Genomic DNA, 24,890 nt, shown 5'->3' with positions numbered 1-24,890 from the left:
ATGACTACTGACGAATCGAACGAACAAACCACTGTAGGCAAGACCACGTTCTACCAGGGTGAAAACCAGACCCATCCACTGTTTCGCATCGAAGCCGGAATTCCCTGCAAAAGCGCCCGGGAGCAATCTTCGGAGTTGATGGGGTACGTGCGGGAGCTGACCATTATCGGATTGATGGAAGAGAAACCGATGATGATCTGGGCGGCGCATTACCTGAGTGCACTGGCCAAGGCGCTGATGGATGATGCCGAGCTGGGCATGATGCGCTGATTTGCCTGGCATCCGACATTGGCTCGGAAAGCGCCTACTTCCCCAACCCATTGCAAAAAAGCCCCAGCATCTCTGCCGGGGCTTTGGCGGGGCTCAGAATCTGTCAGGTCTATTGCTATCCACTGAACCGGTGCTCATCAACGACGGTGACTAATGCAGCCCAGTGGCGCCATTTTCGAGAAGCCCGCCTACTCGCTCAATTCTGCGATTGTGTTTGTGCGCACCATTGCCTCAGCAGTTCGGCAAAAACGGTGGCCGCCTCTGATAGGGGCCGGTCTGTCGGAGATGTTAATCCGATCGGTGCGCGAAGCAACGTGCTGCTGAAGGGCAGTTGTTTAACCAGCCCCATGCGCATATCAAGGTCAACCACCCCCCGCTGAACAAACCAGACCCCATCGTAATCCTGCACGTATACCCGCGAGAACGTCTCACTCAGCGATTCCTGTATTTGAAACCCCTCTAGCCCGCCCTTGGAGAGTAGAAAGTTGTCTACGCTGATCCGCACCAAGGTTCCATGCGGCGATACGACGAGCGTGTAGGGGCGCAGATCATCCAGCTCAAGATGCCGATGCTGGGCAAGCGGATGGCCGCTGCGCACCACAAGCACCAGATCTTCTTCGTAGAGTGCCTCGAACACTACACCCACCATGTCCCGTCCGATCAGGCGCCCAACGATCAAATCAAGCTCACGCGTGCGCAGCTTGCCCACCAGGTAATCGTAAATACCGGAAGCGACTTGCACCTGAATGTGCGGGTATCGCTGACGCATCTGCTCTACGACAGGTGCAAGCATGTAACCAGCAGCAGTCGGTAATGCACCAACTTTCAGAACCTGAGGCGCTTGGGGCGCGTCTTTTACGTCCTCCATGGCCAGCCTGAAGCTGGCCATGGCCTGAGAAGCGTGCTTGCTGAACGCTTCCCCCGCTTGCGTCAGTTGTATCCCTTTTCGCCCACGCACCAGCAACTGGGCATCCAGTTCCTGCTCAAGCTCCTTGACGCTCTTGGATACTGCCGACAACGTGATGTGAAGAAGTTTGGAAGCCGTCACAAGGCTGCCAGAGCTGACGACAGCGAGGAACACCTTGAAGTGACGAAGGCTGATGGGGGATGGCTTCATGCAACGACTCCTTTGATCAACCTACAGGTTAATCAACGGTGGCTTTTATATCAATTTAATGAACCAACAGTTTGATTTAGCATCGACCCACCCCACCAACTCGGGGTGTGATTAAGGTGCCGATCAATGACACAACAAAAAACGCCGCGCCTAGGCGTCTCTAGCGCTTCGCTACCCTCCCTTTCCCCAGAGCATCTCGTGCAGCACTTGGCGCGAGAAGGCTACCAAGGCGTGGAATGGCGGGTGGCGAGTATCGATGGCCTGGAAAGCAGACGCCCATGGGACGCGCGAAGCAATAATCGCTGCACCGTGGCGCCTACCCCCCAGGCAGTCGATCGTATCTACCGGCACTGCCAGGCGCATGGTCTCGAGATCTTCGGGCTTAGTCCTTACCTGGAGGTCGGCGACATTGAAAATGCTCGCCTCCTGATCGACCTTGCAGCTCAAGCGGGTCAAGCACGGCTTCGACTCTGGGCGCCTGGCTACCAGCATCAGCGTTACGCCGTGGGCTACTCCAGAATGCGCCGCTTCCTGGATGACATCGTCCCGCTGGCCGAACAATCAGGCATTCAGCTCGCCCTTGAAGTCCACCAGCGAACCATCTGCTCAAGCCCTTCGCTTGCGATGCGCGTCGCTGAGCACTATCCCACGCAGCAGCTAGGCATCATTTACGACCTTGGCAACCTCGCAATCGAGGGCCGAGAGGACGTGCAGTTATCCCTCGACCTGATGGGCGATCACCTCGCTCACGTACAGGTTAAAAATGTCGCGTATGTCCCGCAGGCCCCGGGCGAGGGCTGGAGCTGGGAATGGTGTCCGCCAGATGAGGGGGTGCTGCCACTTCAATCCATGCTGAAAACGCTCCAAAAAAACGGTTTCGACGATTGGATCTCGATTGAGGATTTTGACTCGAGCCATCCGGACGTAACGAAGCTGTCCCGGAACCGGGATCTCGTGCGTCGCTACATGAAAATGACCACCGTCGCTTCCGATACAAGCTTTGAGGTACCGTGCCAATGAATACAACACATGAAACCCGCCGCGTTGCACTCGTCACCGGCGCCGCTGGAGAACTGGGGCGCGCAATCTGCGTTCGTTTGGCCAGAGACGGGTTGCACATTGCCGCAGTTGATATCGACCTGGACACAACTCAGGCCTTTCTCCAGCAGCTTCAACTGGCGCCCGGCCAAAGTGCGGTGGCAGTCCAGGCTGATCTCGGCATCCCCTCATCGATCAGTGAAATGGTCGAGCAGGTGGGGCAGCGGTTCGGTCGCATCGACGTCGTGGTCAACAACGCTGCGGTCAATCACCGAGGCTCTATCTACGACTTCGACGTGGCGAAATGGGATCACATGATGGCCGTGAACCTTCGCGCTCCAGCCCTGATCTGCCAGCACGTCGCACCTTACTGGCAGCGCCAGGCCAGTGGTCGAGTGATCAACATGGTTTCGCGGTGCTGGGTCGCGGGCGGCCCTCCAGCTTATGTGGCATGCAAGGCTGGTTTGGTAGGCCTGACACGATCGATGGCCAGAGAACTAGCCGCACACAACGTCACAGTGAATGCCATCGCGCCAGGCCTTTTACCCTCCGCATTCACACTGGATGGGCGTGATGCAGAGAGCTTCGAGCGTATGGCGCAGGGATCAATCAGCAATACACCGCTCAAGCGCCTGGCCAAGCCAGAAGACATCGCTGGAACAACTTCATATCTGGCATCTGAGGACGCCGCATTCGTAACTGCCGAAGTCATCCATGTCTGCGGCGGCAGCCAGCTCGCGCCATTTGGCAGTCGCTGAGTTCTCCTGAAAAAGACAATTACAATAAAGGTCTCACCATGCATTCAGATGCCACGAACCAACGGCGCATGGCCCGCAGGGCTGCCTTCGGCAGCTTCCTGGGTAGCGTTGTCGAGTATTACGACTTCTTCATTTACGGCTCAGCCGCGGCCCTGGTTTTCAGCACCCTGTTCTTCCCCTCCAACGACCCTATGGCGGGAACGCTTGCTGCGCTTGCCACCTTCGGCGTTGGCTACATAGCGCGCCCAATCGGCGCATTGGTTTGCGGGCACCTGGGTGATAAATGGGGCCGCAAACAAGTGCTGATGATGACGCTGCTATTGATGGGTTTAGCGACGTTTACCATTGGCCTTCTGCCCACCTATGCAACTGTCGGCGCGTGGGCACCCGCTCTGTTGGTGTTCTGTCGATTGCTCCAAGGGTTCTCTGCAGGTGGCGAGCAGGTGGGGGCAAGCTTGCTGACGATGGAGCATGCTCCGGGTAAGAGTAAGGGGTTCTACACCAGCTGGTTGATCAATGGCGCCTCGATGGGGTCTATCCTCGCCACCTCAGTGTTCATCCCTCTCTCGATGTTGAGTGAAGAGCAGCTTCTAGGCTGGGGGTGGCGCATTCCGTTCTTGCTCAGTGCAGTAATGGTCGTGATCACTTGGATCATCCGTCGGGGCGTGGAAGAAAGCCCCGAGTTCAAGGCAAGCCAACCCGCAAACGACCTTCCGCCTGTCGTGGAACTCATGCGCAACGAACGTCGCGCTTTCTATACGGTATTTTGCTGCGCATTGATCTGTTCAGTTTCCTCCCTTGTGATGATTTTCGGGCTGTCCTGGGCCACCAACAACCAAGGGATCGATCGCCCATCCATGCTTACTGCGATTGCAGCGAGTCAGGCAGTAGCTTTGGTCTGTCAGCCTTTGTTCGGCTTGCTGGGAGACCGAATCGGGCGCAAGACAATTTTCACGGTTGGCGCATTCGCTTGTAGTGCGGGGGTGTTCTTCTTCCTGTGGTCAATCACCACCGGAAGCATCGGCCTGATCATCTTCAGCACTGTTGTACTCAAATCTGTGCTTTACAGCGCCCCCAATGCGCTGTGGCCATCGTTTTACGCCGAGATGTTCAGCATCCGCGTGCGCTACACCGGTGTCGGTCTGGCGACTCAGCTGAGCTTCATCGTTGCCGGCTTCTCGCCAAGTCTGTGCTACGCACTGATGTCCAACGGCAGCGATTGGATTCCGGTCGCATGCTTCATTGGCGGCCTCGCCTTGATAGCGGCGATCGCAGCCTTGTCGTCAAGGCCTGCCAGCCTTGCCACTTCAGCTCCAACTTACAGCCTGCAACCGCAATCACAGCACTGACCTGAAGCAGTGATTGGTATCTGCGGCAAAGCGCTGATCAGCGTCTTTGTTCAAGACTGCGCCTACACGGGGGGAGCGGCGCTAGCTCTCCTCCAACTATCGGCAGATACCGTTCAGTGCGTCTCACCAACCCACATCACGCAAAGTTGCCTGCAAGGCCGGCCTGAGGCGAGCCGCGCTCAGTTATGTGAGGGTTTTTTCGAAGTAAATGCGGTTGAAACCATCTTCCGTGCGCTCCGAGGAACGCACAGCCCCCTATGCCAATCGAGGTGTCATCGGCACTGGCCTCGTATGCCATTGAGGCAGCGCGAACGCCCCAATCTAATGCAAAAAACCCCAGCATCTCTGCCGGGGCTTTGGCTGGGCTCAGAAGCTGTCAGGTGGGCTCTTTTCGAACTTCCAGTTGGTCATCTTTTTGGCAGCATGGAAGCTCTTGCAGTTGGCGATGAACTCATTGCGGTCCCACTCCTTGGAGAGGCTCGCCAGGATTTGCTCATAGGTTTCACCCGAGCAATTCGCTTCGTTGGGTTCAGGCACCCTGTCTACAGCAATGGCTGTAAGGCTCACGGCAACGCCAAGCGCTGCAACCAGACGTGCAAAAGGCATAATGGACATTCACTCACTCCTTTGAATTGACCCGCTCCAGAAGCCCGTTTTACAGGCCCCAAAAACGCAAAAAGCCCTGAATAATCAGGGCTTTGAATATGGCGGAAGCGTAGAGATTCGAAATCTTATCCAAGGTACCCTCCCCCAAAGCCTCCGAATACCCTTGAAATCAAAACACCCAAAAATCCTACTAGCCCAATGATTCCGGGGCACCTGCAGACATCACCGGATGCCCATCAAGCATGCATCCGGCTGCGCACTTGCCAACCCTAGCAAAAATCATGGGTTCCGGTTGTCTGACACAGTCCCGCCATTGGGGAAAAGGTATCCGGCTAGCGAACCGCACCACCACCGCTACACCGTACGTAGAAAGGCCCATCAGAAAACGGAGCCTTGGCCCCCTGTTCTTGCCCTTTTTTCTAGACCAGCATCGCTCGATTCGAGCCTTCAAAGCCAAGACTCTGCCAGTAAACAGCCAATGCGCCTTTCCTCTTAAATGAGGGGTTTTCGTCACTCGTCAGCCTGCATTTCCTTTCGAAGCGGTCTGACGCTATGCTCGCGTCATCAACCCAAACGGCTGCCCCAGCCCCCGGGTTGGCCAGCCCTTCACGACGAGGGAGCAGGACATGGCGAACGTGTACGCGCTTGACCAGAATTACTTCAGGAGAGGTGGGCTTGAACGGGTGATCGCAGAAGACCCAAAAGCCAAATTTGTGATTTTGGACGTTGCTTTCCTTGAGATGGCCAAGGGGGAACATTGGAAGAAAACAATACAGGGCTCGCTGGCTAAGCTGGCCAAAACGCCTGGACGAATCCTAGGCGCAATCTCTTTGTCCGAAGCTCTGCGCCACGAGATGGAGAAGCTAGAGCACGGGTCGCTGAGCCTGGTTTGCAAGGATCACACCCGCTACTACAGGGCGCTGGCGACCGAGCTTGCCTCCAACGATCCAGATGGGCCTTTACTCCAGCAGCTCGAAGCGGACTTACCCGCCGCGCAGGAAAATCTCAAACGCGATGAGCTCAATCACGAGAAGAATCTCAGTCGCTTGCAAGAAACCACCCAGGCGGTCAAGCACCATTTGGGCCCTGATAATTTGAAACACCTCAAGCAACCTACTTGCACAAATGCCGAAAGGCTGTCACTGGCCTATTTTGCGGCCACTCGCTTTGCCCAAGACCTTCTGATCAAAGAAGGCCACCCTCCCGCTCGCATCCGACGCTTTTTGAGAGGCAACCCACTGTTTTTGCGCTATCAGCTTGCGCTTGTGCGACACGCCATGGAATGGGCAATCAAGGGGGGTATCGAAAGCCTTACTCCTGAGAAGGCAACCAACGATGTGATCGACCAGCACTATGTCGTAGTAGGGTCGTTTTTTGATGGCCTATTCTCCTACGACGAGCGAGTGAGGCTGGCTGATCAGGAGCTTCGCTTCATGCTATCTCTCAAGAACCCAATGATATGAGCGTCAATGCCTGATCGAGCAGTAGGCCGCATAACTCTCGGAAGGCAGGCCCATGCCCTGCCCTCCCTTTCCGCCAAGGTCAAATGCGAAGCCAGCTGACAGGACGTTCACAAACATTCTGACACGCACTCAACTTTCACGAGCTCCCGCCGCTACATCTCTCAGGCCAATCATATCGACAAGGACACTTGTGAAGAGAGTCGAACGGGATTTCATAACGCTGTTTAACTGCCTATGGTACCGAGATTTTCCGGTAACCGAGGCTAATGATCTTGCGGGCCGGGCGGACTGGACAATCCACTTGGGCTTGGTGGTACGCCAGTGCGCTACGCTTCTCGGGGCTAGGGCACTGTTCGAGCAAGGTGGACGCACCGATGCCGTGCTGCGCTACCCCGAGGGCGACACGCTTTCGTACGTCGAGTGGGAGTGGAAGCGCGCGCACACTGATATCAACGAGATTTCCAAGCTGCTCGAACGCGCCGAAAACGCGGTATTCCAGATTTTCATAGGTTACAGCAGGACTGATGATATCGCGCTAACGCTGGAGCGTATTGGCACACAATGGCAGAAGGCGGACAAGCCATTGATGGTGTTTCTCATCACCTACGAGTTGTCTGGCCGAAGCCGTCATTTCCAGGAGCTACAAACGTATATGTTTGCCAAGGGTAAGCACAAGAAAGTACGGACTCAGCCAGCGTTGCCTTGGAAGGTCAACCGGGCAAAAGCAAATCGCACACAAGAGGAAGCCTGAGCTTGTTCAGTCCTTTCTGCCGAGCAGTTCTAGATCGTTGCTACCGTTAACGTGCACTGATGCATGCGATGCACTGACCGCCTTCGCTTCACCATTTTTTCACACCCGACAGGGTAGCGTGGATCACCTCTGCGTTTGATAGAAGCTCCTTGTTGCCCGCCTCGGCGGGCTTTCTTTTGCTCTCAGATTCCCCCGAGCGAAAGCTTCAACTTATTCGTCCAGAACCCTGTAGCAGCATCGCTTACACGCCCCGCCATCTAAAAGCGCGAACAACCATTCAGCACAACCACTCAAGCGAGTGTTCCTATTTAATTAAAAAATCCAAATGGATGGATATAAACCATCCAATGTTCTTCTTTTGACGTTTTCGATTGAACATAAGAGACTACGGTAATTTCACTGGGCCGAGCTTGCCAATGTCCTCACTTCACTATCCTATCAAAAAATTAGTATTGTGAGGCCGCATAACAACGTGGCCAGCTACTTGATCATGGTCTCCCTTCATAGTTCGAAATTGCTCTTCCACCCGCTCACTTGGCGGTGCGCACCAAAACTATGCTGGTGGAATCCTGAGTCTGCCCTTTGCCCATTAGTGCCTCCTACATTTCCTTCCAGCAGCGACTGCCATCAAAATGCCACCAGCCGAACTAGATCGGGAGCTGCCGGACTGCTTTGCACGCTTTCGACAGTTCTTTGAGGGCCGGCATGGATATGTGCTTGCGGGCACCGCGCCCACCCAGCACATACACCATCTCCTCCGCCTTAAAAAAGCAGTCTTCGAAATGCCGCATGAAGCCGCTGAGCAAGACACCGCCCTGTTTTATGCCCGTGCTGTCGAAAATCACTCGCTGGGAGAAAAGGATGGCCGGCTGCAGCCCTCTTGCGCTCACGAGCCGTTCAAAATCCTCACTCACCATGACGTCCAGAATCAGCCACTCTCGCACCACCCGATACTGCTGACCGTTGAATTCTTCTCGCGCCGCGGCCAACAACAGCTCATCATCAAGGCCAGATCCCGGTAGCATATGCCCTGGCCCGTAAAACACGTGTTCCAACAACTCATTCACCACTCACTACCTCAGCTTCTGCGCCATCCTGGACGTCATTGAACTGGCGAATGCTTTCGCGCATCACCTCACACAACACAGCTTCTGCTTCCTCAAATGTCTTGCCCCGCTGCAATGACCTGAGCAAGTGCCTCACCATCAAGTCCACCAGTTCATGCAGTGCCGCTTCGTCAATTACCCGGTGGTCTGCGCGAACGCCATTCACAATGTCAGCGGCAGCTGCCCTTGCCTTGAGGTACCCAGGTCGATTGAGCACCTCCTCGGGGTCGACAGACACACGTCCGCTTTCGTAAGCAGATACTGTGTCACCTGCCGTCCGAGGGGCTAAGGCGGTTGTCATCTGTTTTGAGCTGGGTTTGCGTTCCTTTTTTCTTTTGGAGCTCTATGTATCTATAGAAATGCTTTGGCAGCAGGTGGCTATCTTGAAGTTCGTGCTCATTCTTGCAAAGCGCGCATACGTCATTCACAGCCATCTTCGGGTTAGCAATCGACGCCCGCCAGGTAGAAAAAAACCTATTGAATAATTTCAGTTAACTTTATCACTTGGGTCAATGCCCTCTTTCGAGAGGCTTGACCCGGGGCACAACCTAACAACAGGCTACCTTAGGCGTGAGTCAGTACAAGTTTCGTTTCAGCGCCGATGACCGGCATGGTCATCCCTGACCATCCCGAGCGACCCGCGTGCGCTTATAACCTTCCATGATGGATTCATAGAAGGCAACGCTGCTTTCGAGATTATGCTGTCATTTCAGAAGCAGACGGCGATTCAGAGTGTTTTGGAGATTGGGCTGCAGTCTATTCAGCCCTTTGAAGATGCCCTGGCGGCTCTCGGAGTAATCAGGCGTCGAGGGATGAAGATCGGGATCAGCTCGAACCGGTCATAGCCGTACTGTGCAACCGTGAGACACCTGCTCCGGGGGCTAGATGGCTATACGCCGAGCTCTGAAGTCGGACTGATGACACCCGAACCCATGATGTACAGGAACACCTGTCAGCTCCTAGGCGTGCAGCCGGAAAGTGCTCTTGGTGCAGAACATCCGGTTCTGATGACCGGTGATCCACCCGGGTGCGATCGAGACGGCCCTCATCAAGCTGGAACCCTGGGGGGAAGATGTTCGGTGTATGGGGCTCATGTTCGTAGCAAAGACGCCGCTCAGTCTACCCAGCTTCCGTATCAAGCTATCCGAATACCCTCGTGAATGAAGTCCTTCTGCTTGCTGCTCGGTTGACATATCCTTAAATCTGCATAGAATTCGAGTTGACACTTTTCTCGATTTGCAGACTTTTTGGAGAGGCGGCCTGATGCATGTGACACAACATCCGAGTCATTTCGAGCCCAGGCTTCTGCCTGAGTATGTAGCTCGCTTCTGCCAAGAAGTCGCTGATGTGGCATACAGCGCTCTGGAAGACTCCAGCAGCCCTTATGACACGAATTACACCCGAGGCACGATGCTGTTCGGCAGGCAGCAAGGGCTTTGCCAGGTGCTGGCAGCCGACAAGTCGATGCCCTGGCTGCAGTTGCGTAACGCGACGCTGGATTTCACTGTCTCATTGAACAATGTACTGCTGCAGATCGTCACGGATAACCCACTCGACATCAAAAAGGCTTACCGGATCAAGCCGAACCCCCTTGAGCAGCATCAGCTTTCACTATTTGAAAAGTCGCCGGAAATTTGCACCTGGCGCGTCTACGTCTCCAGCAACAACGACCCGGAATTCCCGAAGGTTGAGGTGGCGATCGTCGGCTTTGACGTGAATCACAACGTGATTTGCCTGTGGAAGCATGACGAGTACTCGATGCTATCGGTCAGAGCGACTGAGCAGCATGCTCCGGTTGACGTGCCTGAGGCGAAAGTGCAGCGCAAGCGTAAAGACATTGATAAAAAGACCACTGACGATGATGAACCCGTAGATGGATGACAGAACACAACAGCTTGCTTTTGAAGCTGAGTTTTCACCTGACAAGCTGAGACTGGCTCGGTGCGCTGCTGGCTTGTCGCTTGCTGAGTTGGGCGAATTGCTCGGGGTGAGCCGACAGTACGCTCATAAACTAGAAATCAATTCCATTCCGAATCCCGCTCAGATCCAGGTGCTGACCAAAGCCCTGGGAGTGACGGAAGATTTTCTGTCGAGTCCGCGCCGAGGTTCTGTAGAACTGGAACAGTGCCATTTTCGCAGCTTGCGATCGTCGACCCAGACAATCAAGAAGAGCATTGCATCCCAGGTGGAGCTCTTCGAGTTACTGGTCAACGAGCTTGAAGAGGAGGTGGACTTCCCTCCAGTGGGATTCAGTGCTTTCGAATTGCCGCTTACCAGTGATGACGTAATTGAAAGAGCTGCTGAGGGTTTTCGGCGAGAGCTGTCGATCGGCATCGGCCCGATTGCCAACGTTACCCGGCTGGCGGAAAAAGCGGGTGTCTTGGTGGTGAGTCTTGCTGATGCAGATGATCGTATCGATGCGTTTTCATTGTTCAACAAGCGCCCTCTGATCGTGCGCAATACCGCCAAGGAAAATCCTTGCCGGCATCGATTCGACATAGCCCATGAGCTTGGCCATCTGGTGATGCATCAGGGTATTGAAACGGGTTGCCGGACAACCGAGGCTCAGGCAAATCAATTTGCTAGCGCGCTGCTCATGCCACGGGCGAGCTTCGGTGGTGAGTTTCCATCAATGCGCGGCCAGTACCTCAACTGGTCGGCACTAGGGGCTCTCAAGCTGCGGTGGAAAGTCAGTTTCAAGGCGATCATCTATCGTGCGCAGACCCTCAATCTGATCACTCAGGATCAAGCTCGGTCAGGCTTCACCTACCTCAGCCGCAACGGTTTCACCAAGCGGGAAGAGCTTGACGACCAGATCGAGATAGAAGCGCCAACACTGGTACAACGGGCGGTGGATCTGCTTGATCATGCGAGCTGGAGAACAATCCTCAAGAACTCTGGGCTCACAGATGCCCTGATCGTGGAGCGCTTCATGCTGAAGGTACCAGCAGCGCCATTGGCCTTAGTGAAATAGCCCGAAGTCTCAGCCCACAACCGCAAGCCCTCCCGCAGTGGTTAAGGGTATGAGCGCGGGGAAAATCCCCAGATGGCGTTCACTCTTTTTGCTCACCTATTCACGCACAGGAATTGTTTGATGGCACGCAATAAATCCTCGCCTGGCGCCAACAATGTCGCCCCAAAGCTCCAACTGACTCCCGCACTGATGGAGAGAGGAATTGAGCGCTTGCAAGAGCGTATCAATGATCTCCAAGACTTTGACGTATCCCTACTCAACGATGACGGTGACTCACCAAGGCTCGTAGCATTGTCGACGTCAATTGAAGATACTTTGGATAGGTGTTTCGGCCTAAACACTGCTACCTACTACCGTTTTTCTTCTGCAGCTCAGCTGCACTTCTCCCCAGGCTTTTATACCGATAATTATCCCCGCAGGCACCACTATGTCCAAGGGACGACGGACAATATTGCCCAGTCCATCTCTCTGTTGGGCGAGGCGCAGCGGACGCTGAGGGAAGATCTGTCTGACCATGAGCATGCCCCGCTAACCCATACCGCGAATGGCGCGCAGAAGAACGCTCACGAGCCGTCCCGCAAGGTGTTCATCGTGCATGGCCATGACGAAGGCGCCCGCGAAACCGTAGCTCGCTTTCTCGAACGACTCGGTTTCCAGTCCATCATTTTGCATGAGCAAGCGAATCAGGGCCGAACAGTTATCGAAAAGGTCGAGGCACACGGTGATGTCGGGTTTGCAGTAGTGCTGCTCACCCCGGACGATGAAGGTTGCGTTAAGGGGGGAGCACCAGAACCCCGCGCTCGCCAAAATGTGCTGCTGGAGTTGGGCTATTTCCTGGGTCGCCTGGGCCGTGCCAAAGTCTGCGCTCTCAAGCGAGGCTCTGTGGAAATTCCGAGTGACTTTGCTGGTGTGGTTTGGGAGTCGATGGATAAAGATGGCTGGAAGCAAGCTCTGGGTCGGGAACTGGAAGCTGCTGGCCATGAGATTGATTGGAACAAGGTCATGCGTGCGTAAGTAAGTGCCGCCAGCCTACAGCGGAGATAACTGGTGCTGCTGTGCAGACAACTGGTGGGCGGTGGTACATTTCATTGGCTCCCGCAACATTGCCGTTTTGCAAGCAGCCGCTTTAATGAGGAGCGTCTATGGAAATGACCTACGTAGGACGTTACGCGCTTACCTTTGATGCCTCAACCTTTGCCATCAAATGCCCAGAGAACACGACGAGGTTTTCCGGGCTGGCAACATCTCGATTTCCGAAGCTTTATGTGATTAGCGTGGAGGGGCATTCACACCCTGTATACGTCGGGATCACCAAGCAATCGATGAGCAATCGCCTACGGATCGGATGGGCCGCCAACGGCAAAAACGGATACCACGGCTATGCTTGGCGTCGACATTTTACTGCTGCGACGATGGACATCTGGTGCCAACTCGATGCGGTTGAGGGGATTGTCTTGATATCGAAACCGTGAAAGCCGAGCTGGTGTTTCTGATTCGTCAGGCAGGTCAATGGCCCGCTTACCAAACAGAAATCCATTTTCATCAATCCACTACCGTACATCGCCAAGTGGCGGCAACAATCGGTGCGCGCTTCGGGCTGGGCGTAGAGCTTGAGGAGACGGAGCTGCTTACTCCCTAGTGTCCGTGCGCAGTCCATCATGCGGCGGAATATGCTACCGCGAAGCTGGCTTCAGGGGCGCTCAACATGACGCCCCGAAATGCAAATGAAGGTGTTTCAGGCTGGCCTGACAGCAACGCTGCTGCTCATGCCTTGTACCTTGAGCATGTAGGCACCACCCTCCTGAACGACCTTGGCTTGAGGCATGTAGGCGTAGAAATATTCGTACTGATAGACAGCTTGTTTCCACTTCCTACCACCGTAGAACTCAAACACAGTTTCCGTATTCTTGAAGCCCTTGAATGCGCCGCGCAATTGACCTTTGCAGATGACCATGGGTGACACTCCTAGTGGTTGGTCGCCATGAGCCACTCGCTCATGACGCATGTGCATGCGTAAGTGCCGGAGACCAATCCAGGAAACGCTGCCTGCAGTGCTCTCAGTTCAGGTTGTAGCCAAATTCTCGGCTTAGCAGGATCTGCTTCCAGTGGCTTTCTCGCGCATCAATCTCTCCTGGCATGGCATGGATATCAGCGATCTCCAGAATAGAGAATCTAAGGTGCTGCTGCCGCCCGGGGAGGGCGTCGATGCCAAACTCCTTTTTCAGGGCAACATTGCCACCGTGTGCGGTCGCCGCGTATGTGCACCAGCGCCCCCAAATGCCGCTTTCGCCGTCGGCTTTGCCGACATACAGTTTGCCGGTCTCACTGTCTGTGATCAGATAGACGCCCTTAACATTCGACAATGCTGCGCGCCAGGTTGGAATGTTCTGACGTATGACGATATCCAGATGCTCCTTGGTCAAGTTGACTGACTTGAAGCCTGGGAAATCACCTATGGTGAGGCGTTTGGAAAGTAGCTCCGAGACGACAAGGTCATTCACCAGGGTGGTTCCTAGTGGGTATGAGTTGCGCTGCTTGTACGTGCTCTTGAGATAGAGGCGACCGACCCATTCTTCGGCACCTTCGATACGCTCCAGGTCGTAGATGTGGTGATTTCGCGGCGCGGTGTAATCGAGACGCCCCCTCCTGCGGAACAGGCCTGCAAAAAGCCAGCGAGTAGGGCGCCCAGCCTGGATAAGTGAAACGACATACTCCTTCTCGAAATTCCGTTGGGATTGCCATGATTGCCATTGATCAAAGCGGCCTTCCAGGAACACGTCGAGGGGGCGTTCTTCGCCGTTGTATCGGGCCAAGTGAACCTTAGTACGACCGGGAGTGAAGGCAGGTTCCCACAGTTTGAGAAGGTCAAAAAGCAGCATCGAGTAATGTCCGGAACGGGTTCATCAGTGATCACGCGTGACGAGCGTCGTGCGCGGTGAGTCGAGGGTACGACCCTGGTTCCATCTTTATGGTCAGTATGCGCATGAGAATACTGTTCGCTAGGGATCGAGGCCAGTAGCTACCGCTTGTGAGATGCAACCCTTCTCTAACGTATCGACGAGGTTACGAGAGGCGCCAGACAACCTGCTCGAAAACTCTGGGTTGATTCGACAAGGCCTATCAACCCTTCAACCCTTCTTCATTGACTGTACTGCCGGCAGAATCTCTCCAGGGCTCTGATGTTTACGGAGAGATTCGCCGGCCAGAAAAACGATTTCTGGACGTTTCGACCAAGCCCTCATTCGTCACCTGCATAGCGAAGCCTGCGCGGAAAGCCATGGAACGGTAGACCATAACAACTATCAATCGTTGCTAGAAAAGGCTAACACACGGATTGGATTGCTGCTGACCGTTTACATGAACCTGAGGAAACACGCGGGAAATGCGTTTCAACAGACCTTAGAGCCAACCGAGCGGTACCCTGTTCCAGGGCTCCACAGCTACAAGGACATGGTGATGTCCTTGGATGAGATCGAAGGGGTAAGTGACATCGCCCGTGATCATCCCATCAAGCCCTAGATAACCAAGCCCGCGCACTCAAGGAGGGTGCTGGGGCAAAGCTACCCTGCTCCGCCCAGCTGCAACCCCAATGGCAAGCCCAACATGCAGGATTGGTGAGTATTACGACGTAATTTAGCAGTATGCTGAATGAGAGCATGAAAGAACCAGATAGAAAATGGGCAACCGCATCCAGCGGTTGATAACGATCGACCTGACAAATCGTGAGATGCATCGCCATCGCGCAGATCGCGGGCTCTCATCTACTTCACCCTCTGAAGTTGACTGTCCTGGACGTGAATTGACCGTCAGGCAGTAGATGACCAAAGGACAAGCGCCCCCATCGTAGATGAGGGCGAACGCTGTCAGTGTTTTAGCAACCCCAGAACCAGATTGGCCAAACCAACGCCTATCTTCAAAAGGTCAAACAGGTGAGTGAGCCACCGCTTTTCACGACCCTGAGTTTCAGGAGAGGCTGCGGTCGGAACAACGGCATTGTTCTCTTTACCCTGACGCGGGCGCTTGAAACGGACACGACGTTTTTTTTCAGGCACGAGCAAAGCTCCCCGTTCGAAAAAAGGAAAAAGGACAAATTCGAGAGGTGGGGTTAGCGAAGGCGGTGCTTGTAGACGCAGAGCTCTGGGCCGTCAGCGTGCAAAGGAATGCTCAGGGCGACATGCCGAGAATAGGCAAAGAGGATGAAGAGTGCAGCAAGCTCCGCCATGTTGTAGGCGAGAACGTCATTCCAGACGCGTACTTGGCGCTGTAGAGCGGGCGATAAGCCTACTGTTTCGCAGACATGATCAAGGGCGTCCAGAACCAGTCGCGCTTGCTGAATGGAGGTAATGATCTTCCGATAGGCAAACGACTTGCCTGTGCCGAGGGTGCAATCAATAGCATTGTCGATTGCCTCATATGCACGCCTTGTGATTCGGGCGTCCTCTACCTCACGCTCATCACTGCAGTCGCACACCTCTCGCTGGAGCCTTTTAAACTCAATGCGAAGCGCCTCGATGATGATTGAAGCAGCATCACTATCAGAAGCTGCCTGACCGTCTACGTGCGCGATTGATGATTGATCGTCCATACGGATTCTCGTGATTGACACTGAGATAAATTAACCAGCTCGCCGGTCACCATCAACCTTTTTTTGGCTTGAAGATCAAATTGGTGGGCGTGGGTATCTCACCCACATCGAAGCTGTGCTTGACTCGATACAGGGATGATTACATGGCAGCCAATCGAACAGGCGAAGCCGATCATCTACTGCCCTCACCTAGCCTTGGCTTTCATAAGCTTTGCCATTTTGACGTGTTATGGATGAGTCAAGCTGCGCGTGAGCACATTGCGGCATTTCCTGAGCGACCTAGCAATCACATGATTTTTTCGAAATAGTAGACATTCGACCAGCCCCCATCCCTACCTTCCAGGCGACCCTCTTCATGATGAAGCAAAGCCTTGATAAAATACGATTTTTCGATACTTAAGCCGTGAAAAATCCGGAGCTTTTGATATCGCTGCGGCAGAACAATTTGTTACGAAATAGTATTTTCGGCATGTTTTGCTTGATTTGAAATATAGATAGAGACGGCTAGGCGAAAGGTAATGAAAGAAAAGGTGAATTTCAACTTCTGGCTACGTACGACCAGGGAAATCTCGTATGCATTCTTTATTGGCGCTCTTCCAGTACTGACCTGCACCACCGCAGAGGAAGTAAATGCACTGGTCAACACGCTCCTAGCGGCACCACCGCTGATGAAGTATTACCTATGGCTGCTATTCGCATTCGCCGCAGTCAGCATTTTTACCTGGAGATCAACCTATCGCTCGTTTGAGCTCATCGGCAAATCACGTGAGTTGCATAGGTTTTTTGTCAATATCGGCGGCAGTCTCCTGATGGCTTTCCGTGCCGCATTAGGAGCGATGATTGGCTTCTTGCTAGCATGGTGGTACCGCGACTTGGAGGGCATGAGCGTGGACGGTGTTGTGTCGGTGATAGGCTACGCCATGTTCACGCTCGTAGTCAGCGTGATGCTAGCCTGGACAGATGATGTGTTGAGAGACCCTCAAGCTGCAAGCCGCGCCGGCTGAGTCGAGTCAGGCTTAACTGCGCAAAGAGAACGATTGGTAGTATCCCCCGGACGAGGCCTCCTGATCGGAGGCCCTAGCAGCGAACCCGAATTACTTGGTCAGCCAGCTCTCTACTGTGTCAGCGCCGTATTCGGCTTTCCACTCTTTAAGAAGCTTATGGTTGCCGCCTTTTGTTTCGATGATTTCACCGTTATTTGGGTTTTTATACTGCTTGACTTGCCGCTCACGGCGAGGTGCTTTCTCTGCAACCACTGGAGCGCTTCGGCGGTTTGCCTGAGGATCCAAAATATTGATGATGTCGCGCAGGCTATAGCCATACTCGCCTAGCAGACCACAAAGCTTGGTTTCAAACTCGATCTCGCTCTGGAGCTCACTGCTACCTTTCAAGGCTTCCAATTCCGCCAGCTGGGCGGCCAATTTTTGCTCTAACTGACGGTATTCGACCAGACGGGACATGCGTGCTTCCTCAGTTCAGTGTGAAAATTGATCTTTACATTAAAGCATTTAGATCCAGCGTACACAGCTTTTCTTGGCTTTTCCATGCCGCTCATTTTTCGTTCGATTTTGCTACTTACATGCGCGATAGCGGTACATGAGGTAGAACTTGATCACCGCAGTGCCCGGGAGCGCGATGTACCTTAACAGCTGAGTATCCAGCCCGGGGGAAGGTCAAAACGGGATCATGCAGATCCCCACAACGGTCATGCAGAACATAAGCGATACCGTGTATGTAATCAGCGTCACGCAAGACAAAAAATCGATCTGGTGATGAATCCGTGCATAGTGCTCAGAGCGTTAACGCACCCACGAGAGTGCTGACAACCTGCCGCAATCACCTACGACCTACCTGATCACCACGAGCTGTTAACTGGGCTGCACACCCATCACCTATGACAACGACCCCGTTGCATCAAGCAAAGCTCCACCTGCAAAATAAAGACATGAAGAGCAACGAAACCGGGACAACCGCCGAATCGTCGGGCCTTCCATAAGGCGTAACGAAATTTCGAAATAGGATACGAGAGCGCTCAGATGAAATTTCCGTATGAATACATGACCCGCAATGCCCGTGACAATATAATCCTAACTGTCGCCCAAGACCTTGATCGCCTGCGCACCATAGTCTCCCCGGTAATCTCCCTTGCAAACGCACTGGGGCTCTACGATGAAGAAGGCACATTGAAGCTGATCAACAGCCTGGCGTATCACGCAATCGAGCGAGCAGCGCATGCAACCCACGCCGAGTATCTCAGAGAAAACCTTGATGAGGAGCCGATCGGAATGCCAGAACTCATCGCAGTGCTGAACAGGCCGATCGGCGATGTACTACAGGTGATCACTCGCGATCACACGTAGACGTTCCCAGCGCATCAGCATGTTAAAAAACAGAGTCCCTGAAAAACTGATGGTTTTGGTGAAAATGGTTTTGGGCTTGAGGGTAGCACCCTTCAGCTCGACTATTTCCACGTTCACCGATTCCTTGGCAGGGTGACCGTTATCGATTTGATGATTGTTGAAATAAAGCCGGAGCTTTGTACCCTTGACATCTCTCCTGCGAAAGATCAAACCGTTGCTCGTGGTTTCGAATCCCTCAGATTTAGACTTAATCTGGAGTGCCATGTTAGTGTCAGTCACCCTACAGCCAAACAAGTCTTTGGCCTCGGTCATGTAGGCGAAACCTAGATGCAAATTGTATAGACTGATAGCCTTGTACTCCCACCCTGCCCTCTTAATGAAATCCAAGAGCATGGACTCCACAGCTTGATCGGTAAGCTTGATACCCATCGCGCCTTCTAACTGGGTGATCACAAGGTCTAAATGGTGCAGAAGCAGTAGCCGAATTTCATCATTGCGCTTGCTACCCGCCTGACGTCGAAGCTTGCTATCAAACCGCTCGGGGTTATGGAGCGGGCAATCCAGGTAGGCTTCCTGATCATGGTCAGCCAGTCCAGACACAGAGTAGCCCGCATGGCGCGCATACAGTGTTTTGGACTTCGTGGATGGAACTTAACGATTGACCAGCAAATCAGGATTTTGACAAATAGGGCACAACGCAAAGGACTTGAGCTCGCCGTTATGATTTTGGCAATACGGCCAATCTCTGCTGGTTTTGCTGTTATAGATGTCCTCAGACAACTGCCACGGAAATGTAGGGCTGGTTAGCACACTAAATACGTTCAAACCTGTTTTCCTTATCCAATTCGCAATCAAGGTCTGATCAGAGACGCTTGCTGCCCGACCTAAAGACTGCCGGAGAACGCACGCAGGACCGTCGCTGCATCGTCAGGGATGATGGCAAGATGGGGAGATTGGCTGCAACCCTTGATCTAAAGCGCCTGCTTGAAGTCGACGACATATCGCAATGATGAGGTTGACCAAGAAGTCGTGGGCCAGAAGGCGGCTGTAACATCCCGCCTGTGGAGAGTCCCTGGCTCTACCGCCCCATTGCGCCTTCAACCGCACTGCCTTATACATGCGGTCTTTACCTACAGCTCCAGCATTGAGCTATTGCATGAGCTACAGACAAGGACTTCCATGACCCTCGCGCACTGCAAGCACGCCCTCCTGGGCCTCATCGATGAAAAAGAGAACAAGGTGATTGCCCTTTCCGGAAAGTGGGGCACCGGGAAAACGGAGCTCTGGAAGCAGGTTCGCGAGGCAACCGGGGACAAACAGGCGAAAGAAGCCGTATCAGCGTCCCTCTTCGGCGTGAGCACGATCGCTGAATTGAAGCTAAAGATCGCCGAAGGACTCACGGACAAGCTCGACAAAAGCTACCTTGATTCAGTCAAAACTGGAGTCACAGCGGTAAAAAAGGTGCTCAAAAGCGTCAATTCAAGCTTCTCGGTACTGGACGAGCTTTCTCTCTTGGCGGTGCCCTACATGCTGAAGGGCCGCTTCATCGTCATCGATGACATCGAGCGCAAACACGCCAAATTAACCATCGATGAGATTCTCGGATTCATCGATGAATGTGTTCAGAAGCACGACTGCCGCATCCTCTTGATACTGAACAGCGACAAGCTGAAGGATCAGGAAATTTGGGGTCAAATTCGTGAGAAGGTGGTCGATCAGGAGATCAAGCTAGAGACGTCCCCCACCGAAGCTTTCGACATCGCCCACAAGCTGACGTCCTGCTCGTGGCCTGAGCCAATGAGGGCCGCTCTTCTACCATTACGGATCACCAACATCCGGGTCATCCGAAAAATCATCAAAGTGGCCAATCAATTGCTGGGCCAGGATCCTGCGATTGCTCCGCTGCTGCTCAAGCGCGTACTGCCATCAATAAGCTTACTCGGCGGGATTCACTATGAAGCAGTAGAGGACGCCCCGAGTAAGGAATTCGTCCTCGACTATCAGGCGCACCGGACATCCACGCTCGTCTCCCTTAGGGGAAAGCAAAACACACCGCTCAGCAAGCAACAGCAAAACCAAGAGCGTTGGCACCGCTTGATGACACGGGTAGGCATCAGCAGCACCGACGAACTGGAGGCCATGATCCTGGCTTACCTCGACTCTGGGATCGTGGACAGCACGAATATCCAGCATTTCGTGACCGATTATTTACGTAAAAGTGACCGGCTTGAGGCCCGCAACAAGGCTATCACCTTTGAGGAGCATCTCTCCTGGCACCCTCAGCTTTCAGAGCAGGATCTGATCATCGAACTGGAGCACATGCTCCCCAGCGCGGGACTGCTGGACATGAAGAGGCTTTCTAATCTGATACCTTCGATCGATCAGTTGACAGGCGACCAGCAACTTGGCCTCGCTTTCATTGAAAAATGGAGGGCCCAATTTCAAGCAGATCATCCGGATGGCGTCACGGAGGATTGGCTTCACTTCAACGATCACTCCTTTGATCAACTTCACCCCCTGATCCAGGACGAAATAGAGAGTGCGCGATCGGTCTCCTTGGATCGCTTTACCGTACTCGGACTTCTCCAGGATCTGATGAAGGGGAACGACTGGGGTATCAGCGAGAAGCAGTTCTTGAGGTCTGTCACCCCCCGGGAGTTCGAGAAGGAAATCAGGGCCGCATCCGGCTCAGACCTTCAACTGCTCATCCAAAAAGGGTTCGATCTCGTCAAGGATACTGGAGCACCTGAAAGGAATCATGGACACGCGCCTGATTCGTTTCTGCAGGCCTGCCGGTCGATCGTTGACCAGGAGCCTCACTCGCGGTTGGCCAGCATGCTTCGGCGGGAGGGCAAGATTGCAGGCGTAGATATTCGGTTTGAGTCTGAGGATCTTGCGCTGCTTCAAGGGCAGAACTGACCCCTCTCGCCCGGCACCTTGATGTATGAAGGGAAGAATTTGGACTGGGCGTTGGATGACATCGCCCAGGATTTTCTCGTGGACTGCGCAATCGCTAGCGGTTGTGCTCTGCGTTAATACAGGGTTCGGCAAGTATGCAGTTGGGTTTTCGACTCGTCTCTCGGACATAGAAGCATGCAGTAGCTTGCATCTGCTCGCAGCTATTTGACCTGCATGCTTGGGGGAGCAGCCATGCTTTGCATGGGTAGCACAGATACTGCAGGCACAAAAAAAGGGCTTAGATCTCTCTAGCCCTTGATTTGTCTGTGTTTGGCGGGAAACCAGGGATTCGAACCCTGGGAACGCTCTCACGTTCGCCGGTTTTCAAGACCGGTGCATTCAACCACTCTGCCAATTTCCCGATGCAATCGCTTGGCTATCCTGAAGTTTGCATTTGGGGACTACCTTAGATAAGAACTCTAGGATAGTTGCCCATCGACGGTTTTCAAGACCGTTGCCTTAAACCACTCGGCCACGCTTCCAGCTCGTTTTGCGGCCGCCATAATACCGTAATGAAACACGCTGTCAAACTCTCTGTGTCGCGGGTTGCAGGAGCTCTGATAGACTCCTAGCATCTGAACGTCTGAAACCACAGGTTTTACCAAGGAGTGTCGCCATGCGCGAACAGGATTACGCCGTCCACCACGGCCAGCAGGTCGAGCAGCAGGAGATCAGCAAAGTCCTGCGCAACACGTACAGCTTGCTGGCGCTTACCCTCGCCTTCAGCGGTGTCATGGCCTTCGTGGCCCAGCAGATGCGCGTCGGCTACCCGAACATATTTGTGGTATTGATCGGCTTCTACGGGCTGTTCTTCCTCACCAACAAGCTGCGTGATTCGGCTTGGGGCCTGGTGTCCACCTTCGCCCTCACCGGCTTCATGGGCTTCATTCTCGGCCCTATCCTGAACCGCTACCTGGGCATGGCCGGTGGCGCTGAAGTGGTCAGCTCGGCGTTTGCCATGACTGCCCTGGTGTTTGGTGGCCTGTCGGCCTATGTGCTGATCACCCGCAAGGACATGAGCTTCCTCAGTGGCTTCATCACTGCTGGTTTCTTCGTGCTGTTGGGTGCTGTCGTTGCCAGCTTCTTCTTCCAGATCAGCGGCCTGCAACTGGCGATCAGCGCTGGCTTCGTGTTGTTCTCGTCGGTCTGCATCCTGTTCCAGACCAGCGCGATCATTCATGGTGGCGAGCGGAACTACATCATGGCGACCATCAGCTTGTATGTGTCGATCTACAACCTGTTTGTCAGCCTGCTGCAGCTGTTTGGCATCATGGGTCGCGATGACTGATTGATTGCTGTGTGAGAAAGCCCGCTTCGGCGGGCTTTTTTGTGGGCGTTGGAAAAGGGATTGGGTGCAGGCTTCAGGCATATGCAGTACCTGTGGTGACAACTGTCTTGCACAACACCTGAAAGCTAGCGCGATCACTGTGGGAGCGGCTTTAGCCGCGAACACCGGCGAAGCCGGTGCCATCCACCGCGTTGGTTTCTTCGCGGGCACGCCCGCTCCCACAGGTGATCGCGCAGGCTACAGACATATGCAGTCCCTATGGGGGACAACTGTACTGCACAACACCTGAAAGCTAGCGCGATTACTCTGGGAGCGGTTTTACCCGCGAGTGTAGTTAGTTGTTTTCTTGCTTGGCCTGCCTGGCACGGCGGCGATTTATGCGTTCGCTGGTTTTGTGCGAATACCAATAAGCGAAAATCAGAAAACCTGTCGCAAATAGGCCACTAATCACATACCACAGGTAGTAGGCGAGGATGGTTGCACCATACACCGCAAGCGCCCAAGGGAACACGGCAACGATGAGCAACACTGCAAGAATGATGGCTAGACGCATGGATTCCTTCCCAAAAAACACAAATTGTAACAGCTGCCCCAAAACAGTCTGCAACCACGTGGGTTTCTAACTCACTCACTGACTCTAAAGTCAGGTAATTGGGCAAATGCTCGCCGATCATGCCGCCATCGTGCTTTTCTCTACCGCAATCCCTCTTCACCCCGTAGAATGCGCTCCTTTTTTCTTCCGGGGCAGCTTTCAGCAATGAGCTCACACGAACACAGCCCAGGCGCAGCGGCGCCTGCCAATGAACTGGTGCTTGGCCTGGAGGACAAGCCACGGCTGCTGATCGGCCTGCTGGCTGCCCTGCAGCACCTGCTGGCGATCATCGTGCCGATCGTTACCCCTGGCCTGCTGATCTGCCAGGCGCTGGGCGTTTCTGCGCGTGATACCAACCTGATCGTTTCCATGTCGCTGGTGATCTCGGGTATCGCCACCTTCGTCCAGTGCAAGCGCTTTGGCCCATTCGGCGCCGGGCTGCTGATTGTGCAGGGCACCAGTTTCAACTTTGTCGGCCCGCTGATTGCGGGCGGCGCGCTGATGGTCAAGCAAGGCACGCCGGTAGAGGGTGTGATGGCAGCCATCTTCGGCGTGGTGATTGCGGGCTCGTTCGTGGAGATGGGCGTGTCGCGCATCCTGCCGTTCGTCAAACGCCTGATCACCCCGCTGGTGACCGGTATCGTGGTGCTGATGATCGGCCTGACCTTGATCAAGGTCGGCCTGATCAGCATGGGCGGCGGCTTCGGTGCCATGGCCAATGGCACCTTTGCCAACGGCGATAACCTGCTGCTGTCGGGCGTGGTGCTGGCGATCATCGTGATCCTCAACCGCGTGCCGGTAGTGTGGATGCGCAGCTGCGCCATCGTCATTGCCCTGGCGGTTGGCTATGCACTGGCCGGCTACATGGGCCGCCTGGACTTTACCGGCATGCACGAAGCCGCGCTGTTCCAGGTGCCGACGCCGCTGCACTTCGGCCTGGGCTTCTCGTGGGCGCTGTTCATTCCGATGTTGGTGATCTACCTGGTGACTTCGCTGGAAGCCATCGGTGACGTTACCGCCACCAGCAAGGTTTCGCGCCAGCCGGTCGAAGGGCCGGTGTGGATGCAGCGGATCAAGGGTGGCGTGCTGGTCAACGGTGCCAACTCGCTGCTGGCCGGTGTGTTCAACACCTTCCCCAGCTCGATCTTTGCCCAGAACAACGGGGTGATTCAGCTGACCGGCATTGCCAGCCGTCACATTGGTATGTGGATTGCCGTGATGCTGGTGGTGCTGGGGCTGTTCCCGAGCGTTGCCGGGGTGATCCAGGCGGTGCCGGAGCCGGTGCTGGGTGGCGCGGCCATGGTGATGTTCGGGGCGGTTGCGGCTTCGGGGATCAACATTCTGGCCAGCACCCGGCTGGACCGCCGTGCGCTGCTGATCATTGCCGTGTCGTTGGCGCTGGGCCTGGGCGTGGCGCAGGTGCCGGAGTTTCTGGCGCATATGCCGGCGGCGATTCGCAATGTGCTGGAATCGGGTGTGGCTACCGGGGGGATCTGTGCGCTGGTGCTGAACTGGTTCTTGCCGGAGAGCAAGGAGCAGGGTTGAGTCTTGTGTCCTTCTGACAGGGCCATGAGGGCTGCTTTGCAGCCCATCGCGACACAAGGCCGCTCCTACAGGGGTCGCGTAGGACACACGGATACATAGAAAGCCCGCGCCGCTTGCACAAGCGGGCGCG

The 24,890-nt window shown here is 54.5% G+C and carries 26 protein-coding genes and 1 tRNA gene; 15 read left to right on the top strand and 12 right to left on the bottom strand.

Annotation, left to right across the window (positions count from 1 at the left end; all coding sequences use genetic code 11):
- On the top strand, window positions 1-270 hold the full coding sequence (locus N805_RS02780; RefSeq protein WP_019471965.1) for a DUF3077 domain-containing protein: 270 nt from the start codon (window positions 1-3) through the stop codon (window positions 268-270).
- A gap of 196 nt (window positions 271-466) precedes the next feature.
- On the opposite strand, the gene N805_RS02775 is transcribed toward N805_RS02780, so the two are convergent.
- A complete protein-coding gene (locus N805_RS02775) occupies window positions 467-1,387 on the bottom strand; it encodes a LysR substrate-binding domain-containing protein (protein ID WP_019471964.1) in 921 nt (306 codons plus the stop codon).
- Window positions 1,388-1,513: 126 nt separating this feature from the next.
- Here N805_RS02775 and N805_RS29570 point away from each other — a divergent pair, with 126 nt between their 5' ends.
- The 3 genes from N805_RS29570 to N805_RS02755 are packed head-to-tail and all read left to right on the top strand — an operon-like array spanning window position 1,514 to window position 4,532.
- A complete protein-coding gene (locus N805_RS29570) occupies window positions 1,514-2,407 on the top strand; it encodes a sugar phosphate isomerase/epimerase family protein (protein ID WP_026034507.1) in 894 nt (297 codons plus the stop codon).
- Window positions 2,404-3,183, top strand: coding sequence for an SDR family NAD(P)-dependent oxidoreductase (locus tag N805_RS02760; protein ID WP_019471961.1), 780 nt, complete (start codon window positions 2,404-2,406; stop codon window positions 3,181-3,183). Before N805_RS29570 ends, N805_RS02760 begins: the two co-directional genes overlap by 4 nt.
- 38 nt (window positions 3,184-3,221) lie before the next feature.
- The gene (locus tag N805_RS02755; protein ID WP_019471960.1) at window positions 3,222-4,532 is read left to right on the top strand and encodes an MFS transporter; all 1,311 of its coding nucleotides are present in this window, start codon (window positions 3,222-3,224) and stop codon (window positions 4,530-4,532) included.
- Between the two features lie 366 nt (window positions 4,533-4,898).
- On the opposite strand, the gene trbK is transcribed toward N805_RS02755, so the two are convergent.
- Window positions 4,899-5,147, bottom strand: coding sequence for an entry exclusion lipoprotein TrbK (gene trbK, locus N805_RS02750; protein ID WP_019471959.1), 249 nt, complete (start codon window positions 5,145-5,147; stop codon window positions 4,899-4,901).
- Window positions 5,148-5,764: 617 nt separating this feature from the next.
- Here trbK and N805_RS02745 point away from each other — a divergent pair.
- Both N805_RS02745 and N805_RS02740 read left to right on the top strand, forming a co-directional pair.
- The gene (locus N805_RS02745) at window positions 5,765-6,601 is read left to right on the top strand and encodes a hypothetical protein (RefSeq protein ID WP_019471958.1); all 837 of its coding nucleotides are present in this window, start codon (window positions 5,765-5,767) and stop codon (window positions 6,599-6,601) included.
- A 190-nt stretch (window positions 6,602-6,791) separates the two neighbouring features.
- The gene (locus N805_RS02740; protein ID WP_019471957.1) at window positions 6,792-7,352 is read left to right on the top strand and encodes a hypothetical protein; all 561 of its coding nucleotides are present in this window, start codon (window positions 6,792-6,794) and stop codon (window positions 7,350-7,352) included.
- 647 nt (window positions 7,353-7,999) lie between these two features.
- Here N805_RS02740 and N805_RS02735 read toward each other — a convergent pair.
- Both N805_RS02735 and N805_RS02730 read right to left on the bottom strand, forming a co-directional pair.
- A complete protein-coding gene (locus tag N805_RS02735; RefSeq protein ID WP_155412664.1) occupies window positions 8,000-8,419 on the bottom strand; it encodes a DUF6957 family protein in 420 nt (139 codons plus the stop codon).
- A complete protein-coding gene (locus tag N805_RS02730) occupies window positions 8,412-8,696 on the bottom strand; it encodes a hypothetical protein (protein ID WP_155412663.1) in 285 nt (94 codons plus the stop codon). Before N805_RS02730 ends, N805_RS02735 begins: the two co-directional genes overlap by 8 nt.
- 1,025 nt (window positions 8,697-9,721) lie before the next feature.
- Here N805_RS02730 and N805_RS02725 point away from each other — a divergent pair.
- The 4 genes from N805_RS02725 (at window position 9,722) to N805_RS02710 (ending at window position 12,904) form a co-directional block, all read left to right on the top strand.
- Window positions 9,722-10,339 carry a hypothetical protein gene (locus N805_RS02725; protein ID WP_019471953.1) on the top strand — a complete coding sequence of 206 codons (618 nt, stop codon included), beginning with the start codon at window positions 9,722-9,724 and terminating at the stop codon, window positions 10,337-10,339.
- Window positions 10,332-11,432 carry an XRE family transcriptional regulator gene (locus N805_RS02720; protein WP_019471952.1) on the top strand — a complete coding sequence of 367 codons (1,101 nt, stop codon included), beginning with the start codon at window positions 10,332-10,334 and terminating at the stop codon, window positions 11,430-11,432. Before N805_RS02725 ends, N805_RS02720 begins: the two co-directional genes overlap by 8 nt.
- Window positions 11,433-11,552: 120 nt before the next feature.
- Window positions 11,553-12,446: a TIR domain-containing protein gene (locus N805_RS02715; RefSeq protein ID WP_019471951.1), complete on the top strand. Its 894-nt coding sequence runs from the start codon at window positions 11,553-11,555 to the stop codon at window positions 12,444-12,446.
- A 128-nt stretch (window positions 12,447-12,574) separates the two neighbouring features.
- Complete coding sequence (locus N805_RS02710) at window positions 12,575-12,904, top strand: hypothetical protein (RefSeq protein WP_019471950.1); 330 nt, start codon at window positions 12,575-12,577, stop codon at window positions 12,902-12,904.
- 263 nt (window positions 12,905-13,167) lie between these two features.
- On the opposite strand, the gene N805_RS02705 is transcribed toward N805_RS02710, so the two are convergent.
- The 4 genes from N805_RS02705 to N805_RS02690 all read right to left on the bottom strand — a co-directional run bounded on the left by N805_RS02705 (window position 13,168) and on the right by N805_RS02690 (window position 16,017).
- Window positions 13,168-13,386, bottom strand: a complete 219-nt coding sequence (locus N805_RS02705; protein ID WP_019471949.1) for a hypothetical protein — start codon at window positions 13,384-13,386, stop codon at window positions 13,168-13,170.
- A gap of 103 nt (window positions 13,387-13,489) precedes the next feature.
- A complete protein-coding gene (locus tag N805_RS02700) occupies window positions 13,490-14,311 on the bottom strand; it encodes a hypothetical protein (protein WP_019471948.1) in 822 nt (273 codons plus the stop codon).
- Window positions 14,312-15,295: 984 nt separating this feature from the next.
- Entirely contained in the window at window positions 15,296-15,484 is a 189-nt protein-coding gene (locus tag N805_RS30410) for a hypothetical protein (protein ID WP_155412662.1), read from the bottom strand.
- 53 nt (window positions 15,485-15,537) lie between these two features.
- A complete protein-coding gene (locus tag N805_RS02690; RefSeq protein WP_019471946.1) occupies window positions 15,538-16,017 on the bottom strand; it encodes a hypothetical protein in 480 nt (159 codons plus the stop codon).
- Window positions 16,018-16,535: 518 nt separating this feature from the next.
- Between N805_RS02690 and N805_RS02685 the strand changes: the two genes are divergently transcribed.
- Entirely contained in the window at window positions 16,536-17,021 is a 486-nt protein-coding gene (locus N805_RS02685) for a hypothetical protein (RefSeq protein WP_019471945.1), read from the top strand.
- Between the two features lie 90 nt (window positions 17,022-17,111).
- Here N805_RS02685 and N805_RS02680 read toward each other — a convergent pair whose 3' ends face one another.
- A complete protein-coding gene (locus N805_RS02680; protein ID WP_019471944.1) occupies window positions 17,112-17,477 on the bottom strand; it encodes a histone-like nucleoid-structuring protein, MvaT/MvaU family in 366 nt (121 codons plus the stop codon).
- A gap of 576 nt (window positions 17,478-18,053) precedes the next feature.
- Here N805_RS02680 and N805_RS02675 point away from each other — a divergent pair.
- Window positions 18,054-18,377 carry a hypothetical protein gene (locus N805_RS02675; RefSeq protein WP_019471943.1) on the top strand — a complete coding sequence of 108 codons (324 nt, stop codon included), beginning with the start codon at window positions 18,054-18,056 and terminating at the stop codon, window positions 18,375-18,377.
- On the opposite strand, the gene N805_RS02670 is transcribed toward N805_RS02675, so the two are convergent.
- Window positions 18,348-18,977, bottom strand: coding sequence for a hypothetical protein (locus N805_RS02670; protein ID WP_019471942.1), 630 nt, complete (start codon window positions 18,975-18,977; stop codon window positions 18,348-18,350). The two genes, N805_RS02675 and N805_RS02670, sit on opposite strands and share 30 nt — an antisense overlap.
- Window positions 18,978-19,556: 579 nt before the next feature.
- On the opposite strand from N805_RS02670, the gene N805_RS02665 reads away from it, so the two are divergent.
- Entirely contained in the window at window positions 19,557-21,296 is a 1,740-nt protein-coding gene (locus tag N805_RS02665) for a hypothetical protein (RefSeq protein ID WP_019471941.1), read from the top strand.
- A gap of 310 nt (window positions 21,297-21,606) precedes the next feature.
- Here the strand turns inward: N805_RS02665 and N805_RS02660 are convergent.
- A tRNA-Ser gene (locus N805_RS02660) sits at window positions 21,607-21,696 on the bottom strand.
- A 255-nt stretch (window positions 21,697-21,951) separates the two neighbouring features.
- Here N805_RS02660 and N805_RS02655 point away from each other — a divergent pair.
- Window positions 21,952-22,623: a Bax inhibitor-1/YccA family protein gene (locus N805_RS02655; protein ID WP_019471940.1), complete on the top strand. Its 672-nt coding sequence runs from the start codon at window positions 21,952-21,954 to the stop codon at window positions 22,621-22,623.
- Between the two features lie 334 nt (window positions 22,624-22,957).
- Here N805_RS02655 and N805_RS02650 read toward each other — a convergent pair whose 3' ends face one another.
- Entirely contained in the window at window positions 22,958-23,176 is a 219-nt protein-coding gene (locus N805_RS02650) for a hypothetical protein (RefSeq protein ID WP_019474007.1), read from the bottom strand.
- Window positions 23,177-23,380: 204 nt separating this feature from the next.
- On the opposite strand from N805_RS02650, the gene N805_RS02645 reads away from it, so the two are divergent.
- Window positions 23,381-24,760, top strand: a complete 1,380-nt coding sequence (locus N805_RS02645; protein ID WP_028613321.1) for a nucleobase:cation symporter-2 family protein — start codon at window positions 23,381-23,383, stop codon at window positions 24,758-24,760.
- Window positions 24,761-24,890: the final 130 nt, after the last annotated feature.

The organism is Pseudomonas putida S13.1.2 (genome assembly GCF_000498395.2).
GTDB lineage: Bacteria > Pseudomonadota > Gammaproteobacteria > Pseudomonadales > Pseudomonadaceae > Aquipseudomonas > Aquipseudomonas putida_Q.
The sequence above is the reverse complement of the archived record's forward strand: the minus strand, read 5'-3'. Positions and strand labels throughout refer to the sequence as shown.

What these genes read in the sequence shown, in the direction of transcription:
- N805_RS02720 (WP_019471952.1), top strand. Translation starts at nt 10,332, where the DNA reads ATGGATGACAGAACACAACAGCTTGCTTTTGAAGCTGAGTTTTCACCT.
- N805_RS02655 (WP_019471940.1), top strand. Translation starts at nt 21,952, where the DNA reads ATGCGCGAACAGGATTACGCCGTCCACCACGGCCAGCAGGTCGAGCAG.
- N805_RS02725 (WP_019471953.1), top strand. Translation starts at nt 9,722, where the DNA reads ATGCATGTGACACAACATCCGAGTCATTTCGAGCCCAGGCTTCTGCCT.
- N805_RS29570 (WP_026034507.1), top strand. Translation starts at nt 1,514, where the DNA reads ATGACACAACAAAAAACGCCGCGCCTAGGCGTCTCTAGCGCTTCGCTA.
- N805_RS02700 (WP_019471948.1), bottom strand. Translation starts at nt 14,311, where the DNA reads ATGCTGCTTTTTGACCTTCTCAAACTGTGGGAACCTGCCTTCACTCCC.
- N805_RS02745 (WP_019471958.1), top strand. Translation starts at nt 5,765, where the DNA reads ATGGCGAACGTGTACGCGCTTGACCAGAATTACTTCAGGAGAGGTGGG.
- N805_RS02775 (WP_019471964.1), bottom strand. Translation starts at nt 1,387, where the DNA reads ATGAAGCCATCCCCCATCAGCCTTCGTCACTTCAAGGTGTTCCTCGCT.
- N805_RS02710 (WP_019471950.1), top strand. Translation starts at nt 12,575, where the DNA reads ATGGAAATGACCTACGTAGGACGTTACGCGCTTACCTTTGATGCCTCA.
- N805_RS02645 (WP_028613321.1), top strand. Translation starts at nt 23,381, where the DNA reads ATGAGCTCACACGAACACAGCCCAGGCGCAGCGGCGCCTGCCAATGAA.
- N805_RS02650 (WP_019474007.1), bottom strand. Translation starts at nt 23,176, where the DNA reads ATGCGTCTAGCCATCATTCTTGCAGTGTTGCTCATCGTTGCCGTGTTC.
- N805_RS02680 (WP_019471944.1), bottom strand. Translation starts at nt 17,477, where the DNA reads ATGTCCCGTCTGGTCGAATACCGTCAGTTAGAGCAAAAATTGGCCGCC.
- N805_RS02780 (WP_019471965.1), top strand. Translation starts at nt 1, where the DNA reads ATGACTACTGACGAATCGAACGAACAAACCACTGTAGGCAAGACCACG.
- N805_RS02705 (WP_019471949.1), bottom strand. Translation starts at nt 13,386, where the DNA reads ATGGTCATCTGCAAAGGTCAATTGCGCGGCGCATTCAAGGGCTTCAAG.
- trbK (WP_019471959.1), bottom strand. Translation starts at nt 5,147, where the DNA reads ATGTCCATTATGCCTTTTGCACGTCTGGTTGCAGCGCTTGGCGTTGCC.
- N805_RS02755 (WP_019471960.1), top strand. Translation starts at nt 3,222, where the DNA reads ATGCATTCAGATGCCACGAACCAACGGCGCATGGCCCGCAGGGCTGCC.
- N805_RS02685 (WP_019471945.1), top strand. Translation starts at nt 16,536, where the DNA reads ATGAAAGAAAAGGTGAATTTCAACTTCTGGCTACGTACGACCAGGGAA.
- N805_RS02690 (WP_019471946.1), bottom strand. Translation starts at nt 16,017, where the DNA reads ATGGACGATCAATCATCAATCGCGCACGTAGACGGTCAGGCAGCTTCT.
- N805_RS02715 (WP_019471951.1), top strand. Translation starts at nt 11,553, where the DNA reads ATGGCACGCAATAAATCCTCGCCTGGCGCCAACAATGTCGCCCCAAAG.
- N805_RS02665 (WP_019471941.1), top strand. Translation starts at nt 19,557, where the DNA reads ATGACCCTCGCGCACTGCAAGCACGCCCTCCTGGGCCTCATCGATGAA.
- N805_RS02675 (WP_019471943.1), top strand. Translation starts at nt 18,054, where the DNA reads ATGAAATTTCCGTATGAATACATGACCCGCAATGCCCGTGACAATATA.
- N805_RS02760 (WP_019471961.1), top strand. Translation starts at nt 2,404, where the DNA reads ATGAATACAACACATGAAACCCGCCGCGTTGCACTCGTCACCGGCGCC.